This is a genomic window from Paraburkholderia bengalensis (assembly GCF_037126505.1).
Lineage (GTDB): Bacteria > Pseudomonadota > Gammaproteobacteria > Burkholderiales > Burkholderiaceae > Paraburkholderia > Paraburkholderia bengalensis.
In genome coordinates this window covers 12500-30003 of record NZ_JACFYJ010000003.1, presented here as the reverse complement: position 1 = coordinate 30003, position 17504 = coordinate 12500, and the positions used below count along the sequence as shown (strand labels likewise).

Sequence of the window (17504 nt, the reverse complement as noted above, 5' to 3'; positions counted from 1 at the left end):
CGACAGGAGTCGACATAAATGGCAACCATCAAGGTAGACGTCGTCAGCGCGGAAGAGGAAATCTTCTCGGGCCAGGCGAAGTTCGTTGCGCTCCCGGGCGAAGCGGGCGAGCTCGGCATTCTGCCGGGCCACACGCCGCTCATCACGCGGATTCGTCCGGGTGCGGTGCGCATCGAATCTGAAAGCGGCGAAGAGGAGTTCGTGTTCGTCGCCGGCGGCATTCTCGAAGTGCAGCCGGGCGCGGTGACGGTTCTGGCCGACACGGCGATCCGCGGCAAGGATCTCGACGAAGCGAAGGCCGAGCAGGCTCGCAAGCGCGCAGAAGAAGCGCTGCAGAACACCGGCTCGAACCTCGAGTACGCCACTGCGCAAGCAGAACTCGCGTACGCGACGGCGCAGCTGGCCGCGATCCAGCGTCTGCGCAAGCTGCGCGGACAGCAGTAAGAAATAAAGCGTCACCGAAAGCAGCCCACGCGGCTGCTTTCTTTTTATCTTCTGCTTGACGTTTACGGAAAGGTAAGCAAAATCATACCGGTGCCCGAAGCAGCTAGAAAGCTGCGGGTAAGACTTGATGGCCGCGCGGCGCAACGCCGGCGCACAATCGGTCGCAAACTCATTTCAATACGGCGATTTATCTCTGGAGACAAACACCATGGCAACGCAAGCTGCAGGCGTGGGTGCGCTCATCGAACCGAAAGACGGCCTCTCGTACGTCCGCGGTTCAACCGATGTGCCGCTTAGCGAGTCGACGGTCGGACAGTTTCTCGTCGACACCGCTCGACGCTTTCCGGACCGTCCCGCAGTGGTGTTTCGCGAGCAGGAAATTCGCTGGACCTGGAAGGAGTTCAAAGAAGAAGTCGACGTATTGGCGTCAGGTTTGCTCGCGCTTGGCATTCAGAAGGGCGATCGCGTCGGCATCTGGTCGCCTAACCGCGTCGAATGGCTGATGACGCAGTTTGCAACGGCGCGCATCGGCGCCGTTCTGGTCAACATCAACCCGGCATATCGGCTCGCCGAACTCGAATATGCGCTGAACAAGGTGGGCTGCAAGGCCATTATTTCGGCGGAGAAGTTCAAGTCGTCGATGTATCTGCAGATGCTGCAGGAACTGGCGCCCGAACTGGGCACGGCCACGCCTGGCGATCTGCAGGCCGCGCGCTTGCCGGACTTGCGCATCGTGATCCGCATGTGCGACACCGAGACGCCGGGCATGCTCACGTTCTCGGATGTTATCGAGCAAGGTCGTACTTCGCTCGACACGCCAAGGCTCGACGCCATCGACGCGACGCTCGACGCGAACGACCCGATCAATATCCAGTTCACAAGCGGAACGACGGGCAACCCCAAGGGCGCGACGTTGACGCACCGCAATGTCGTGAACAACGCTCGCTATATCGCGATGGCGATGCGCCTCACCGAGCACGATTCGCTTTGCATTCCGGTGCCGCTGTATCACTGCTTCGGAATGGTGTTGGCTGTGCTGACTTGCGTGTCGGTGGGCGCGGCGATGGTCTTCCCCGGCGAAGCCTTCGATCCCGGCGCCACGCTGCGCGCCGTCGCCGAAGAAAAATGCACGGCGCTGCACGGCGTGCCGACAATGTTCATCGCCGAGCTGGATCACCCGGACTTCGCGACATTCGATCTGACCCGCCTGCGCACCGGCATCATGGCCGGGTCGCCGTGTCCGATCGAGACGATGAAGCGCGTCGTGTCGCAGATGCATCTTGCGGAAATCACGATCGCCTACGGAATGACGGAGACGAGTCCCGTGTCGTTCCAAAGCTCGACAACCGATCCCTTGGACAAACGGACGACTACAGTCGGCCGCATCCAGCCGCATCTGGAAGTGAAAGTGATCGACGCGCTTGGCAACATCGTGCCCGTCGGCGAAACGGGCGAGCTCTGCACGCGCGGGTATTCCGTGATGAAGGGCTATTGGGGCGACGAAGAGAAAACGCGCGAGAGTATCGTGGACGGCTGGATGCACACGGGCGATCTCGCAACTATTGACGCGCAAGGCTACTGCAACATCGTCGGACGTCTGAAAGACATGCTGATTCGCGGCGGCGAGAACATCTATCCGCGCGAGATCGAAGAGTTTCTGTTCCGCCACCCGAAGATCCAGAGCGTGCAGGTGTTCGGCGTTCCAGACGCCAGGTATGGCGAGGAGATCTGCGCGTGGATCGTCTTGCGAGGCGGCGAGCATCTGACGGCGGAAGAGGTGCAAGACTTCTGCCGCGGACAGATCGCCCACTACAAGATTCCGAAGTACATCCGCTTCGTCGACGAACTGCCGATGACGGTGACGGGCAAGGTGCAGAAATTCGTGATGCGTGAGCGAATGATCGACGAACTACATCTGAGCGAAGACAAGACCGCCTGATCTCTACGCGGCGGTAATCCTCGATCGAAAACGCAAGCGCCGTGTGCAGTTCACACGGCGTTTGGCTTTTGGGGAGGAGATTTTCACGCCCGCGCCCATGGAACTGTGGTGCGCAAACGTTTGGCGAGATAAAAAAAAAAGCGGGCCTGGAGCCCGCTAAAAACCACACGCTACGGGGTTAGCGCGAGGAGACCATTGGAGGAACCGCAAACTGGCGAAAGGGCGCCAATCACGACTCCAGCAGAGATGCCCCTTTGGAAAGAGCTTCGGTCTATGCCGACCGACCGTCCGTGTCTACAGACACCATTACCCGGCCGCATCCTTGCTGAACCCGTGAAAGGCATTGTGGGCGAATTACCTAGCCCGCGCGGTAACAAAGTGTTTCAGGTTGTAACGCCCACCAGATAAGGCGCGGCGGGATTTTTTGCTTCAAAAGTTTACACGACCGGCAAATATTACCGATACCTTTTGAGTGAAAATTCGCGGCTTCCGCTCGGTCGTTCGAAATAAATATTGCGCTGCGCTAATCTCAAACGACCCCGGTACGGGCTTCAGCCAGCAACGACCCTGGACGCCCGAAGCTCAATGCTCATACGGATTCCACCAATACATCCTTGAGCGGCGTGTCCGCTGTACAAATCGGCAATGGTGCAATGCAACATAAATCCACCGTCCTGGACGGACTTGTTAGCGCTTGATCGAACGCCCGTGCGCGGGAAGCCCTTGCCGGGCGGTAGCAAATCGAAATCGGTAAGTGCGACTGCCCGAGCCGTCACAAATGCCGGCTATTTAAGCCATTTGTCAGAAATTGCCTGATATTCGCCTGTCGCTCGTGCGAGGTGCAGCCACTGGTCGACGTACTGCTGAAACACAACATCTCCGCGAGGCACCATCCACGCCTTCTCACCGTACTGAAACGGCTTGTCCGGGTTCACCGAACAGAGTCCCGGATTCAGCTTCTGCTGAAGCAACGTCTCCGACGCATCCGTGACCATCACATCGGCCTTGCCCGCCAGGATCTGCTTGAAGATTGTCACGTTGTCCGGATAGACGGTGAGGTTGGCATGTGGAAAGAACTGTTTGGCGAAACGCTCGTTCGTGCCGCCCGGGTTGACAATGACGCGCGTGGTCGGCTGGTCGATCTGAGCCACCGTCTGGTACTTGCTCTTGTCGTCGCAACGCACGATCGGCGATTTTCCGTCGATCTGATACGCGTCAGTGAAGAACGCGCGCTTCTGCCGGTCCAGCGTAGTGGATACGCCACCCACGGCGACGTCGCACTTCGCGACGAAGTCGTTCATCAGGTTCGACCACGACGTCTTCACGAACTCCGGCTTCACGCCGAGCGACTTGGCGAGCGATTCAGCCATGTCGATATCGATGCCTTCGAACTGCCCGTCCTGCCGATAAAACGAATACGGCTTGTAGTCTCCCGTCGTGCAAGCGCGCAGCGTGCCGCGCGCAAGGACATCGTCGAGCCGCGATGCGGGCGCAGGTGCGGCATCTTGCGCCTGAACCGCGCCGGCACAACACAACGCACCGAGTACGACCAAGGTAGCCTTTTTCATTACGTCTCCTCCTTCATTTATCGTTGTTTGGTGGGAATCAGCGGGATTGATGATAGCCCGCGCAACTATCGGTGAACATCGGCCGGACGGCATAGGACAAACCGCAATTGCCAGCATTGCGAAGGCGGCGGCGGGCGCGCACCGGTTAAAATGCCTCTTTGCCTTCAGTTGCGAGCAACGTGGCCTACGACCTCCTCAACGACACCTTCCTGCGCGCGCTGTTGCGCCAGCCCACTGACTACACGCCGATCTGGCTGATGCGCCAGGCCGGACGCTATTTGCCGGAGTACAACGCCACGCGTAGCCGCGCAGGCAGTTTTCTTGGGCTCGCGAAGAACCCCGACTACGCCACGGAAGTCACGCTGCAGCCGCTCGAGCGCTATCCGCTCGACGCCGCGATTCTTTTCTCGGACATCCTGACCGTCCCCGACGCGATGGGGCTCGGCCTCGATTTCCAGGTGGGCGAAGGGCCCCGGTTCGCGCGTCCGGTGCGCACGGAGGACGATGTCGCGCGGCTGGCCGTGCCGGACATCGACAGCACGCTGCGCTACGTTACCAACGCCGTGCGCCAGATCCGTATCGCGTTGACCGACGCGCAAGGGCGCCAGCGCGTGCCGCTGATCGGTTTTTCCGGTAGTCCGTGGACGCTCGCGTGCTACATGGTCGAAGGCGGCAGCTCGGACGACTTCCGCACCGTCAAATCGATGCTGTACGGCCGCCCGGACCTGATGCATCGCATTCTCGACGTCAACGCGAAAGCTGTCGCGGCATATCTGAACGCGCAGATCGAAGCGGGCGCGCAGGCCGTGATGATCTTCGACACGTGGGGCGGTGCGCTCGCCGACGGCATTTATCAGCGCTTCTCGCTGCATTACATCCAGCAGGTGGTCAGCCAGCTCAAGCGCGAGCACGACGGCAACCGCGTGCCCGTCATCACCTTCACGAAGGGCGGCGGCCTCTGGCTCGAGGACATTGCGGACATAGGTGTCGATGCCGTCGGTCTCGACTGGACAGTCAACCTTGCCAAGGCACGCGAGCGTGTCGGCGGGAAGGTCGCGCTCCAGGGCAACATCGATCCGTCCGTGCTGTTCGCGCCGCCCGCCACGATCCGCATGGAGGCGCGCGCGGTACTGGACAGCTTCGGCAATTTCCCCGGCCACGTTTTCAACCTGGGGCACGGCATCTCGCAGTTCACGCCGCCTGAGCATGTCGCCGAACTGGTCGACGAAGTGCATCGTCACAGCCGCGCCATTCGCGCGGGGTCCGGTCGCCCGTCCGTTTAAAGCGGGCGGCAAAATGTGACATTTGTGTTGCAGTGCAGCGACTCGGGCATCCGGCCAGAGGGGAAAATTGCGTTCCACGGGCCGTCCAAAGCCGCTCTTCGCGTTGTCAAGACTTGACTTATGCACATTCGTCACGCTGCGGCGCGGTAGAGGGCTGGATCGCCAGCGGCAGCTTGAAAAGTACGTGGAATTCTGATCGACGCCTTAAGTATCAAGGCTTTGCGGGTTGTTAAGACGAATGTGCGCTATCCCACAAAGAGGCCGTATCCACGCCGTCTGCGGGACTTGTGGGGCGAGTTCTCAACAAAGTTATCCACAGGAAAATGAGGCCGGGCGCAATTGTCGAAGCAAATTCAAAACTTAGCGCCGAATTTGAAGTTTTACTTTAAGTTTGGCGACGCCCTCCAGCCTGTGAACAACTTCCTTCGCGAACGGCGCTCATGCGGGTCAACGATCTGACTTCAACCTACGTTCGCGTCGCGCTCGATCATCCGCTGCCGACGCTTTTCGACTACCGCTGCGACCCCGCGTCGGCGCCGAAGCCGGGCATGCTCGTCAGCGTGCCGTTCGGCAAGCGGCACGTCGTCGGCCTCGTGATGGAAGTGACCGCCCACAGCGACGTGGCCGTCGACCGTCTCAAATCGGTGGACGTCGTCTGCACGGCGTGTCCGCCGCTCCCGGAAAACTGGCTGCAACTCGCACAATTCGCAGCCGACTACTATCAGCGCGGCATCGGGGAGGTCGCGTTGCCGGCGCTGCCGCAGGCGTTGCGCGATGCTTCGCGTTGGGCGCGCCTGTTCGCGCCCGAGGAGCGCTACCGGTTGCTGTCCGCGGGCCACGCGGCGCTGCCGGATGCGTTGCCGGCCCGCGCGAGCGCGCTGCGCCGTCTCGCGCAAGCGCTGGCGCAAAGCGACTCGCTGTCTGCTGTCGATGCCCGCGCGCTCCATCCGAAGGCCTCCGCGACGCTCGACGCGTGGCAAGCCAAAGGCTGGGTCGCGCTCGATGTGATCGACCCTGCCGCGCCGCGCCCGGCGCAGGGCGACACGCACCCAAATCCGCAAGAAAGCGCACAAGAAAGCGCACAAGAAAGCGCACAAGAAAGCGCACAAGCGACCCCGCTGCCGACCCTCACGGACGAACAGGCGGCCGCCGTCGACGCGATACGGGACGCGCAGGGCTTCGCGCCGTTCCTGCTGCATGGCGTGACGGGAAGCGGCAAGACGGAAGTCTATTTGCGCGTGCTGGCGGGATTGCTGGCCGCCAATCCGCACGCGCAGGCGCTCGTCCTCGTGCCGGAAATCAACCTGACGCCGCAGTTCGAGGCGGCCTTTCGCGCGCGCTTTGCGTCGATGGACGACACCGCGATCGTCACGCTGCACAGTGGGCTGGCCGAGGGCGAGCGCGCCCACAACTGGTTCGCCGCGCACACCGGCCGCGCGCGCATCGTGCTAGGCACGCGGCTCGCGGTGCTGGCGTCGTTGCCGCATCTGTCGATCATCGTCGTCGACGAGGAACACGACCCCGCTTACAAGCAGCAGGAAGGCTTGCGCTATTCGGCGCGGGATCTGGCCATCTGGCGGGCCAAGCAACTGGGCGTGCCTGTCGTGCTGGGGTCGGCCACGCCTTCACTCGAAAGCTGGTGGCAGGTCGATCAGGGGCGCTACGGGCGGCTCACGCTGTCGCGCCGCGCTGTCGCCGACGCCGCGCTGCCCACGGTGCGACTCGTCGATCTCGAGGACGAGCGGCGGCGCGGCCGCGCATCGGTGGAAGGGCTGTCGGGCCTGTTGATCGCGGCGCTGAAGACGCGCCTCGAGCGCGGCGAGCAGAGCCTCGTGTTTCTGAACCGGCGCGGCTACGCGCCGCAACTGGCCTGCGACGCATGCGGCTGGGTCGCGGGCTGCCCGCGTTGCAGCGCGTATGTGGTGCTGCACAAGCCGGAGCGCGCGCTGCGCTGCCACCATTGCGGCTGGGAATCGCGCATTCCGCGCTCGTGCCCGGAGTGCGGCAACGTCGATATCGCGCCGCTCGGACGCGGCACGCAACGTGTCGAGGAAGCGCTGGCGGGCGCCGTGCCGGGCGCGCGGGTGCTGCGCATCGATGCCGACAGCACGCGCCGCAAGGGCAGCGCGCAGGCGCTGTTTTCGGATGTGCATGCGGGCGAGGTCGATATTCTCGTCGGCACGCAGATGATCGCGAAGGGACACGACTTCCGGCGCGTCTCGCTGGTGGGCGTCCTGAACGCGGACACGGCGCTCTTTTCGCACGATTTCCGCGCGAGCGAGCGGCTTTTCGCGCAGCTTATGCAGGTCAGCGGCCGGGCGGGGCGCGCCGGTCTGCCGGGCGAAGTGCTGGTGCAGACGCGCTATCCGACCCATGCGCTATATCACGCGCTCGCCCGTCACGATTACGTCGGTTTCGCCAACTCGACGCTCGCTGAGCGCCGCGATGCGCACTTGCCGCCGTTCGTCTATCAGGCGATGCTGCGCGCCGAAGGCCGCACGCTGGACGCCGCGCTCGCCTTCCTGCAGCAGGCCGCGGCGTTGCTTACGGAGATTCCCGCGGCCAGCCGCGTCACCGTGTACGACGCCGTGCCGCTCACCATCGTCAAGGTGATGCACGTGCATCGCGCGCAACTGCTCGTCGAAAGCGCGTCGCGAGCGGCGCTGCAGGCGACGTTGCGCGCATGGCAACCGGCGCTCCGTACGCTCAAAGGCGTGCTGCGCTGGAGCATCGAAGTCGATCCGCTCGACATCTGAGCCGCCGCGCCGCCTTCTCGCGCGTATTTGCGCGCAAATCCCTTTAAGTCATATCGATCAAACGAAAGGTCGTTTCGTTTCCGTCTATAGCTCGACTATATTTCGCCGAATCGGCGCATGTTTCACAACAAATCGATAGCGCGTGCGCCGCCAACTCAAGACCGGGCATTGCGATGAGCGATACGAGACACACCTTGCCGGCGGGCGCGCAGCCTTCGCGCCGCACGCAAACGACAGGCGGCGGCGGACTTTTTTCGACGGAAGACTGGTGGGCCGTATGGGTCGGCTTGCTGGTGATCGTCGTGGCGTGGGCGCTGTTTGCTTCGGGGAGCAGCATCAAATGGCTCGCGACGGCGCCCGCCAAATGGTCGGATCTCGGCGCGGCTGGCCGCGACCTGGCAAAGCACGCGCCCAACTACGTCGCGCTCTTCGTCGTGTTCGCCGCGCTGTTCGGCATCAGCCTGTCCGTGCTGAAGCAGCGGATCACACACTTCCTGGCGTCGTTCGCCATTCTATTCGTCGTGTCGCTGCTGATTTTCGAGGTGGGCGCGTGGGTCAACGCATCGAAGTACAACCTCGAGCCGCCGCTCGTCGCACTGGCGCTCGGTCTGCTGATTTCGAACGTGTTCACGCTGCCCGAGTGGTTCTCGGCGGGATTGCGCGTCGAGTTTTACATCAAGGTCGGCATCGTGCTGCTCGGCGCGACGCTGCCGTTCACGCTGCTGGTCTGGGCGGGCCCCGTCGCGGTCGGACAGGCGACGATCGTCTCTCTCGTCACGTTCTTCGTGATCTTCGTCGCGGCGAGAGCGCTCGGCCTCGACAAGCGCTTTGCGGCCGTGCTCGGCGTGGGCGGCGCGGTGTGCGGCGTGTCGGCGGCGATTGCGATTGCGGGCGCCGTGCGCGCGAAGCGCGAGCACGCGTCGGTGGCGATCACGCTCGTCATCTTGTGGGCGATCGTGATGATTTTCGTGCTGCCGTTCGCGTCGCGCTCGCTCGGTTTATCGACGGCCGTCGCGGGCGCATGGATCGGCACATCGGAATTCGCCGACGCCGCCGGTATCGCCGCGGCGCAAGCCTACGGGGACTTTGCGAAGCACGCGGGCGGCGCGATTGCGGGCGCACCGGAGGCGTCGCTGCAGGCGTTCACGCTGATGAAGGTGGTGGGCCGCGATATCTGGATCGGCATCTGGGCGTTCCTGCTCGCGATCGTCGCGACGACGCGCTGGGAATCGGACAATAGCGGCGTCGCTGCGAAAGCCGATGCGCGCGAGATCTGGGCGCGCTTTCCGAAGTTCGTGATCGGCTTCGTGATCGCGTCGGCGCTGGTGACGTGGGTCGCCAGCCACTACACGCTCGCCGATTACCGCAAGGTGGTCACGCCCGAATTCGTCGCGCCGATCACCGCGCTGCGCACGTGGGCGTTCATCTTCTGCTTCTTCAGCATCGGGCTGACAACGCGCTTCCGCTCCCTCGCGGCAACGGGCGTGAAGCCGTTCATCGCGTTCACGGTGGGCGTCGCCGTCAATATCGCGATCGGCTACGCGCTGTCCGCGCACGTGTTCGCAGCCTATTGGAATAGCCTGGGACAAGGCTCGTGAGCGCGCCCGCCGTTCTCGACGAGACCACCAGCGCGCAGCCCGATGTGCGCTTGCCTTGCTGCGCCGATTGCCGGTTTCGCGCCGACGATCGGCATTCACTTGAGCAGAGCATTCCGGGCCTCGCAGTGTTCAGTTCGGGATTCGGCGCCAGCGTCGCGGACAGCCGTTTGTGCGTCGTTCATGATCAGCTCGTCGCGCCGCGCGACTGCTGCCCTCGCTTCTTGCCGCTTCTCTTGCCGCTGCGTTGAACGTATCCGCCTGAAGGCGGCACGCTCAGCCGCGCAGCGACTCGATGTTCATCTCGCGCTCGTCGTCGTGCGCTTCGACGGGTACCGGCTCGGTGCGCGACACGCCCGTTGCCCCCCGGATGAACAGCACCATGCAGGTCGCGAACATCATCCAGATCCCCATCACCACGATCCATTTTTCCATTTGGTCACCTCGTTATAGCGGGCCTTCTTACCCCGTACCGTGCGTCAAAGCGCACTTCATGGCCGGTATAACGGCCGCATTTCGATTTCAATAAGGGTTCTGCAAAAATATCGCGATCCAGGGAAAACACCGAGCGCAACCGCGCGCATCCAGACGGTGCACGTTTGCCGCAAGCCCTTATACGACAAGGCTTTCATAAGGGTGCAACCGTTTCATGGAATTGGTTGCACCTTTTTATTGAGAGGGGTACGATTCGGCCAACTTTTTAGTCTTTGGCCGGCGTCCGCCCGGCGTATGAAGAAGGAAACATGGCGAGCACCACCCTTGGCGTCAAAGTCGACGACCTGCTGCGTACCCGGCTGAAAGATGCTGCCACGCGGCTCGAGCGCACTCCTCACTGGCTGATCAAGCAGGCGATCTTCGCTTACCTGGAAAAGATCGAACACGGTCAGCTTCCCGCCGAACTCTCGGGCCACCACGGCGCCACGGAACTGGCCGACGGCTCGGCTGATTCCGACGAAAGCGACGGCCTGCATCCGTTCCTCGAATTCGCGCAGAACGTGCAGCCGCAATCGGTGCTGCGCGCGGCGATCACGGCGGCGTATCGACGCCCCGAGCCGGAGTGCGTGCCGTTCCTGCTCGGTCAGGCGCGTCTGCCCGCGAACATCGCTAGCGACGTGCAGACGCTCGCAGGCAAGCTGGTCGAAACGCTGCGCGGCAAGAGCAAGGGCGGCGGCGTCGAAGGGCTGATCCACGAGTTTTCGCTGTCGAGCCAGGAAGGCGTCGCGCTGATGTGTCTCGCGGAAGCGCTCTTGCGCATTCCCGACCGCGCGACCCGCGACGCGCTGATCCGCGACAAGATCAGCAAGGGCGACTGGCGCTCGCACGTCGGCCATGCGCCGTCGCTGTTCGTGAACGCGGCGACGTGGGGCCTGATGATCACCGGCAAGCTGGTGACGACGAATAGCGAAACGGGTCTGTCGTCGGCGCTCACACGCATGATCGGCAAGGGCGGTGAGCCGCTGATCCGCAAGGGCGTCGACATGGCGATGCGCCTGATGGGCGAGCAGTTCGTCACGGGTGAAAACATTTCGGAAGCGCTCGCAAACAGCCGCAAGTTCGAGGCGCGCGGTTTCCGCTACTCGTACGACATGCTCGGCGAAGCCGCGACGACGGAAGCCGACGCGCAGCGCTACTACGCATCGTACGAACAGGCGATTCACGCAATCGGCAAGGCGGCGGGCGGTCGCGGCATCTACGAAGGCCCGGGCATCTCGATCAAGCTGTCGGCGCTGCATCCGCGCTACTCGCGCTCGCAGCAGGAACGCACGATGAACGAGCTGCTGCCGCGCGTGCGCGCGCTCGCAATTCTCGCGCGCCGCTACGACATCGGCCTGAACATCGACGCGGAAGAAGCGGACCGTCTGGAAATCTCGCTCGATCTGCTCGAAGCACTGTGTTTCGATCCCGAACTGCAAGGCTGGAACGGCATCGGCTTCGTGGTGCAGGCGTATCAGAAGCGCTGCCCGTTCGTGATCGACTACATCGTCGATCTGGCGCGCCGCAGCCGTCACCGGATCATGGTGCGTCTGGTGAAGGGCGCGTACTGGGATACGGAAATCAAGCGCGCGCAGGTGGATGGCCTCGAAGGTTATCCCGTCTACACGCGCAAGATCTACACGGATGTGTCGTACCTCGCGTGCGCGAAGAAGCTGCTCGGCGCGCCCGATGCCGTTTATCCGCAGTTCGCGACGCACAACGCGCACACGCTGTCGGCGATCTATCATCTCGCGGGCCAAAACTACTATCCCGGCCAGTACGAGTTCCAGTGTCTGCACGGCATGGGCGAACCGCTGTACGAAGAAGTCACGGGCCGCGACAAGCTGAACCGTCCGTGCCGCGTGTATGCGCCCGTCGGCACGCATGAAACGCTGCTCGCGTATCTCGTGCGCCGTCTGCTGGAAAACGGCGCGAACACGTCGTTCGTGAATCGCATCGCTGATGAGAGCGTCGCGATCAAGGATCTGGTGGCCGATCCCGTGGAAGAGGCGTCGAAGGTCGTGCCGCTCGGCGCGCCGCACGCGAAGATTCCGCTGCCGCGCAATCTGTACGGCGCGGAGCGCACCAATTCGATGGGCCTCGATCTGTCCAACGAACATCGTCTGGCGTCGCTGTCGTCGGCGTTGCTCGCGAGCGCGAATCATCCGTGGCGCGCCGCGCCGATGCTCGAAGACAACGAGATCGCCGTCGGCAATGCGCGCGACGTGCGCAATCCCGCGGATCATCGCGACCTCGTCGGCACGGTCGTCGAAGCGACGCCGGAACACGTGAGCGCCGCGCTCGCGCACGCCGTGGCCGCCGCGCCGATCTGGCAGGCGACGCCCGTCGAAGCGCGCGCCGATTGCCTCGCGCGCGCCGCCGATCTGCTCGAAGCGCAGATGCATACGCTGATGGGTCTCGTCGTGCGCGAAGCGGGCAAGTCGCTGCCGAATGCCGTTTCCGAAATCCGCGAAGCAATCGACTTCCTGCGTTACTACTCGACGCAGATCCGCGACGAATTCTCGAACGATACCCATCGTCCGCTCGGTCCTGTCGTCTGCATCAGCCCGTGGAATTTCCCGCTGGCGATCTTCATGGGCCAGGTGGCGGCCGCGCTCGCAGCCGGCAACACGGTGCTCGCGAAACCCGCTGAACAGACGCCGCTGATCGCCGCGCAAGCCGTGCGCATTCTGCGCGAAGCGGGCGTGCCCGCAGGCGCCGTGCAACTGCTGCCGGGTGATGGCGAAACGGTCGGCGCCGCGTTGGTCGCTGACGCGCGCACGCGCGCCGTGATGTTCACCGGCTCGACGGAAGTCGCGCGTCTGATCAACAAGACGCTCTCGAACCGGCTCGATCCGGACGGCAAGCCGATTCCGCTGATCGCCGAAACGGGCGGCCAGAACGCAATGATCGTCGACTCGTCGGCGCTCGCGGAACAGGTCGTCGCGGACGTGCTGCAATCGTCGTTTGATTCGGCCGGTCAACGTTGTTCGGCGTTGCGCGTTCTCTGTCTTCAGGATGACGTCGCGGATCGCACGCTCGAAATGTTGACGGGCGCGATGAAAGAACTGGCGGTGGGCAACCCCGATCGGCTGTCGGCGGATGTCGGCCCTGTGATCGACGCGGACGCGAAGCGGGGCATCGACGCGCACATCGCCGCGATGCGCGACAAGGGCCGCAAGGTCACGCAACTGCCGATGCCGGAAGGCTGCAACGCGGGCACGTTCGTGCCGCCGACGCTGATCGAACTCGACAGCATCGACGAACTGAAGCGCGAAGTGTTCGGTCCGGTCCTGCATGTGGTGCGTTATCGCCGCAGCGCGCTCGACAAGCTGCTTGAGCAGATTCGCGCGACGGGTTACGGGCTGACGCTCGGTATCCACACGCGTATCGATGAAACCATCGCGCACGTGATCAGCCGCGCGCACGTGGGCAATATCTACGTGAACCGCAACGTGATCGGCGCGGTGGTCGGCGTGCAGCCGTTTGGCGGCGAAGGGTTGTCGGGCACGGGTCCGAAGGCGGGCGGCGCGCTCTATCTGCAGCGTCTGCTGGCGACGCGTCCTGCGGGCTTGCCGAAGTCGCTCGCGAACACGCTGATGGTCGAGAGCACGCTCAATGGCGCGCAAAACGGCAACGCGGCAAGCGATAATCCTGCCGCGGCGCTGACGGCGTTGCGCGACTGGCTGATCGCCGAGCGCGAGCCAGTGCTGGCGGCACGCTGCGACGGTTATCTGTCGCACGTTCCGGCGGGCGCGACGGCGGTTCTGTCCGGTCCGACGGGCGAGCGCAACACATACACGCTCGGCGCGCGCGGCACGGTGCTGTGCGTGGCGTCGACGGCGAGCGGCGCGCGCGTGCAGTTCGCGGCGGCGCTGGCGACGGGCAACAAGGCGCTGTTCGAAGGCGCGGCGGGCGAGCAGCTGTATGCGGCGCTGCCTGCCACGCTCAAGCAGCATGCGGCCGTGAAGAAGAGCGCGGAGGCATCGTTCGATGCCGTGCTCTTCGAAGGCGACAGCGACGAGCTGCTCGCGCTCGTGAAGGACGTCGCGAAGCGCGCGGGTCCGATCGTGTCGGTGCAGGGCGTCGCGGCAGGCGCGCTGCAAAGCGGTGACGAGGATTACGCACTCGAGCGTCTGCTGACGGAACGTTCGGTGAGCGTGAATACGGCAGCAGCAGGCGGTAATGCGAATTTGATGACGATCGGCTGAGCGAACCTCGCTTGATCGATTCAAAAAAATGGCGCGAGACGGCGACCCCGATCACCGCGCCGTCCACACCTGGTACCAAGGAGAAGATATGCAACACACGATGAAAAAGCTGGCAGGCGCGACGCTCTTCGCAGCCATGTCGCTGGCGGGGACTGCGCATGCCCAGCAGGTCGAAGACGTGAAGATCGGTTTCGCCGGCCCGATGACGGGTGCGCAGGCGCACTATGGCAAGGACTTCCAGAACGGCATCACGCTCGCAGTCGAAGACATGAACGCGACGAAGCCGGTGATCGGCGGCAAGCAGGTTCGCTTCGTGCTCGACGTGGCCGACGACCAGGCTGACCCGCGCACGGGCACGACGGTCGCACAGAAGCTCGTCGACGACAACATCAAGGGCATGCTCGGCCACTTCAACTCGGGCACGACGATCCCGGCATCGCGCATCTACGCGAACGCCGGCATTCCGCAGATCGCCATGGCGACGGCGCCGGAATACACGCAGCAAGGCTTCAAGACGACCTTCCGCATGATGACCTCGGACACGCAGCAAGGCTCCGTTGCGGGCACGTTCGCTGTGAAGAACCTGGGCATGAAGAAGATTGCGATCGTCGACGACCGCACGGCTTACGGCCAAGGTCTGGCTGATCAGTTCGAGAAGGCAGCGAAGGCAGCGGGCGGCACGATCGTCGATCGTGAGTTCACGAACGACAAGGCCGTCGACTTCAAGGCGATTCTGACGAAGCTGAAGTCGGTTCAACCTGATCTGGTCTACTACGGCGGCGCCGATTCGCAGGCTGCGCCGATGGTCAAGCAGATGAAGACGCTCGGCATCAAGGCTCCGCTGATGGGCGGCGAAATGGTCCACACGCCGACGTTCCTGCAGGTTGCAGGCGACGCGGCTAACGGCACGGTGGCTTCGCTGGCGGGTCTGCCGCTGGAAGAGATGCCGGGCGGCAAGGACTATGTCGCGAAGTACAAGAAGCGTTTTGGTGAAGACGTCCAGACGTACTCGCCGTACGCGTACGATGGCGCAATGGCCATGTTCGACGCGATGAAGAAGGCAAACTCGACGGACCCGGCGAAGTACCTGCCCGTTCTGGCGAAGACCAGCATGCCTGCTGTGACGACGAAGGATCTCGCCTATGACACGAAGGGTGATCTGAAGAACGGCGGTATCACGCTGTACAAGGTTGTCGACGGTAAGTGGACGACGCTGCAGAGCGTGGGTGGTAAGTAAGGTTTTTGCCGTGCGGCGCTTGAAGGTTTGATTTTTTGCTTTTGGCGCTGCTATGGTTTTTTGTTTGGGCCTCGTAGAGTTCCTTGCTCTGCGAGGCTTTGGTTTTTTTGCGGTTTGCTTTGCTTTTCTCTGGCATCCGCGTGACGGTGTTTGCTGCGCAACCGTCGCCCGACAGTAGGCAAAAGAAAGCGGCTCACACCGAGCCGCTTGACCTCACGGGCCCTCAACTGCCCGGCGCTGTTGCTGCTTCGCTTTCGTTTATTCTCCCCGCAGTTTCTTCCCTTGCTCGCGCACCTGTTCCAGCGTCGCGCCCGGCGTGCTCGCTTCCTGAATCAGACGAATTTCGATCACTGCCGGTTTCTTCGATTCTTGCGCGCGTTTGAACGCGGGCATGAAGTCTTCCGTGCGTTCCACCAATTCGCCATGCGCGCCGAACGACTTCGCGAATGCCGCGAAATCCGGGTTCGTCAGGCCCGTTCCGTGTACACGGTTCGGATAGTGACGCTCCTGATGCATCCGGATCGTGCCGTACTGGCTGTTATTCACGACGATAAAGATTACCGGCAGGTCGTACTGCATCGCCGTTGCGATTTCCGACGACGACATCATGAAGCACCCATCGCCCGCAAACGCAATCACCGTGCGCTCCGGATACATCGACTTCGCCGCGATCGCGGCGGGCACGCCGTAGCCCATTGCGCCGCTCGTCGGGGCGAGCTGCGAGCGGAAATGGCGATACGCAAAATGACGATGCAGCCACGTCGCGTAGTTGCCCGCGCCGTTGGTGAGAATGGCGTCCTTCGGCAGATGCTCGCGCAGTTGCAGCATGATCTCGCCAAGCTGAACGTCGCCGGGAATCTTGCGCGGCTTGCGCCATTCGAGGTACGCGTCGTGAGCGTCTTTCGCCGTGCCTTCCCACGCAGGTTTCGCCGACGGCTTCAGTGCCGCGAGCATCGATGCGATCTCGGGCATGCCTGAGACGATCGGCAGATCGGCAGCATAGACGCGGCCTAGTTCTTCCGCACCCTGATGCACATGGATCAGCGTCTGCTTCGTCTTCGGAATGTCGAGCAGCGTGTAGCCGCCCGTCGTTGCTTCGCCCAGACGCGGGCCGAGCGCGAGCAGCACGTCGGCGTCCTGAATGCGCTTCGCGAGGGCGGGATTGATGCCGAGGCCGACGTCGCCCGCGTAGTTCGGGTGTTCGTTGTCAAGCGTGTCCTGGAAGCGGAACGCGAGGCCGATGGGGAGCTGCCAGTTTTCGACGAAGGTGCGCAAGTCGTCACAGGCCTGCTGCGTCCAGCCGCTGCCGCCCGCGATCACCATCGGCTTTTTCGCGCCTTCGAGCAGGCTGCGCAGACGCTCGATCTGCTGCGGCGCCGGCGCTGCGGCGACACGTCGATAAGCAGGCGCGCCGGGCACGACTGCGCAGGCGTCGCTCAGCATGTCTTCCGGCAGCGACAGCACGACAGGGCCGGGACGGCCCGACGTCGCCGTGTGAAACGCGTGGCTCATGTACTCGGGAATGCGGCGCGCGTCGTCGATTTGCGCGACCCATTTCGCCATCTGCCCGAACATGCGCCGATAGTCGATTTCCTGGAACGCCTCGCGGTCCAGATGCTCGCGTGCGCACTGGCCGATCAGCAGGATCATCGGCGTCGAGTCCTGAAACGCGGTGTGCACGCCAATCGATGCATGCGTCGCGCCCGGCCCGCGCGTGACGATCGCCACGCCCGGACGGCCCGTCAGCTTGCCGACGGCTTCCGCCATGTTGGCGGCGGCCGCCTCGTGACGGCACACGACCGTCTGGATCTGCGACGTCTCGTCGTGCAGCGAATCGAGCACGGCCAGAAAACTCTCGCCGGGCACGCAAAACACACGCTCGACGCCATGCGTCAACAGCGCGTCGACGATGAGCCGCGCGCCCGTAGTCGTGGATGAAGCATCGGAAGACAGCGACATTGCGAAGACACCTCCAGTCAGAAGAGCTTCGACAGCTT

General features: G+C 63.3%; 10 protein-coding genes. 7 read left to right on the top strand and 3 right to left on the bottom strand.

The features are described from left to right. Positions 1–18 precede the first annotated feature (18 nt). Both H3V53_RS02790 and H3V53_RS02785 read left to right on the top strand, forming a co-directional pair. Positions 19–444, top strand: coding sequence for a F0F1 ATP synthase subunit epsilon (locus H3V53_RS02790; RefSeq protein WP_336596624.1), 426 nt, complete (start codon positions 19–21; stop codon positions 442–444). A 208-nt stretch (positions 445–652) separates the two neighbouring features. Next, complete coding sequence (locus tag H3V53_RS02785) at positions 653–2383, top strand: AMP-binding protein (protein ID WP_336596623.1); 1731 nt, start codon at positions 653–655, stop codon at positions 2381–2383. A 785-nt stretch (positions 2384–3168) separates the two neighbouring features. On the opposite strand, the gene H3V53_RS02780 is transcribed toward H3V53_RS02785, so the two are convergent. Further along, on the bottom strand, positions 3169–3951 hold the full coding sequence (locus tag H3V53_RS02780) for a transporter substrate-binding domain-containing protein (RefSeq protein WP_336596622.1): 783 nt from the start codon (positions 3949–3951) through the stop codon (positions 3169–3171). A 179-nt stretch (positions 3952–4130) separates the two neighbouring features. Between H3V53_RS02780 and hemE the strand changes: the two genes are divergently transcribed. The 3 genes from hemE to H3V53_RS02765 all read left to right on the top strand — a co-directional run bounded on the left by hemE (position 4131) and on the right by H3V53_RS02765 (position 9588). Beyond that, positions 4131–5234, top strand: coding sequence for a uroporphyrinogen decarboxylase (gene hemE / locus H3V53_RS02775; RefSeq protein WP_336596621.1), 1104 nt, complete (start codon positions 4131–4133; stop codon positions 5232–5234). Between the two features lie 440 nt (positions 5235–5674). Further along, the gene (locus tag H3V53_RS02770) at positions 5675–7990 is read left to right on the top strand and encodes a primosomal protein N' (RefSeq protein ID WP_336596620.1); all 2316 of its coding nucleotides are present in this window, start codon (positions 5675–5677) and stop codon (positions 7988–7990) included. Positions 7991–8163: 173 nt separating this feature from the next. Next, a complete protein-coding gene (locus H3V53_RS02765; protein ID WP_336596619.1) occupies positions 8164–9588 on the top strand; it encodes a YeiH family protein in 1425 nt (474 codons plus the stop codon). Between the two features lie 273 nt (positions 9589–9861). On the opposite strand, the gene H3V53_RS02760 is transcribed toward H3V53_RS02765, so the two are convergent. After that, positions 9862–10020, bottom strand: coding sequence for a hypothetical protein (locus H3V53_RS02760; protein WP_336596618.1), 159 nt, complete (start codon positions 10018–10020; stop codon positions 9862–9864). 308 nt (positions 10021–10328) lie between these two features. On the opposite strand from H3V53_RS02760, the gene putA reads away from it, so the two are divergent. Both putA and H3V53_RS02750 read left to right on the top strand, forming a co-directional pair. After that, positions 10329–14270 carry a trifunctional transcriptional regulator/proline dehydrogenase/L-glutamate gamma-semialdehyde dehydrogenase gene (gene putA / locus H3V53_RS02755; RefSeq protein WP_336596617.1) on the top strand — a complete coding sequence of 1314 codons (3942 nt, stop codon included), beginning with the start codon at positions 10329–10331 and terminating at the stop codon, positions 14268–14270. An 88-nt stretch (positions 14271–14358) separates the two neighbouring features. Further along, complete coding sequence (locus H3V53_RS02750) at positions 14359–15507, top strand: ABC transporter substrate-binding protein (RefSeq protein ID WP_054918229.1); 1149 nt, start codon at positions 14359–14361, stop codon at positions 15505–15507. A 258-nt stretch (positions 15508–15765) separates the two neighbouring features. Here H3V53_RS02750 and H3V53_RS02745 read toward each other — a convergent pair whose 3' ends face one another. Next, the gene (locus tag H3V53_RS02745) at positions 15766–17466 is read right to left on the bottom strand and encodes a thiamine pyrophosphate-binding protein (RefSeq protein ID WP_336596616.1); all 1701 of its coding nucleotides are present in this window, start codon (positions 17464–17466) and stop codon (positions 15766–15768) included. Positions 17467–17504 lie beyond the last annotated feature (38 nt).

What these genes read in the sequence shown, in the direction of transcription:
- H3V53_RS02790 (WP_336596624.1), top strand. Translation starts at nt 19, where the DNA reads ATGGCAACCATCAAGGTAGACGTCGTCAGCGCGGAAGAGGAAATCTTC.
- H3V53_RS02785 (WP_336596623.1), top strand. Translation starts at nt 653, where the DNA reads ATGGCAACGCAAGCTGCAGGCGTGGGTGCGCTCATCGAACCGAAAGAC.
- H3V53_RS02780 (WP_336596622.1), bottom strand. Translation starts at nt 3,951, where the DNA reads ATGAAAAAGGCTACCTTGGTCGTACTCGGTGCGTTGTGTTGTGCCGGC.
- H3V53_RS02770 (WP_336596620.1), top strand. Translation starts at nt 5,675, where the DNA reads ATGCGGGTCAACGATCTGACTTCAACCTACGTTCGCGTCGCGCTCGAT.
- H3V53_RS02765 (WP_336596619.1), top strand. Translation starts at nt 8,164, where the DNA reads ATGAGCGATACGAGACACACCTTGCCGGCGGGCGCGCAGCCTTCGCGC.
- H3V53_RS02760 (WP_336596618.1), bottom strand. Translation starts at nt 10,020, where the DNA reads ATGGAAAAATGGATCGTGGTGATGGGGATCTGGATGATGTTCGCGACC.
- putA (WP_336596617.1), top strand. Translation starts at nt 10,329, where the DNA reads ATGGCGAGCACCACCCTTGGCGTCAAAGTCGACGACCTGCTGCGTACC.
- H3V53_RS02750 (WP_054918229.1), top strand. Translation starts at nt 14,359, where the DNA reads ATGCAACACACGATGAAAAAGCTGGCAGGCGCGACGCTCTTCGCAGCC.
- H3V53_RS02745 (WP_336596616.1), bottom strand. Translation starts at nt 17,466, where the DNA reads ATGTCGCTGTCTTCCGATGCTTCATCCACGACTACGGGCGCGCGGCTC.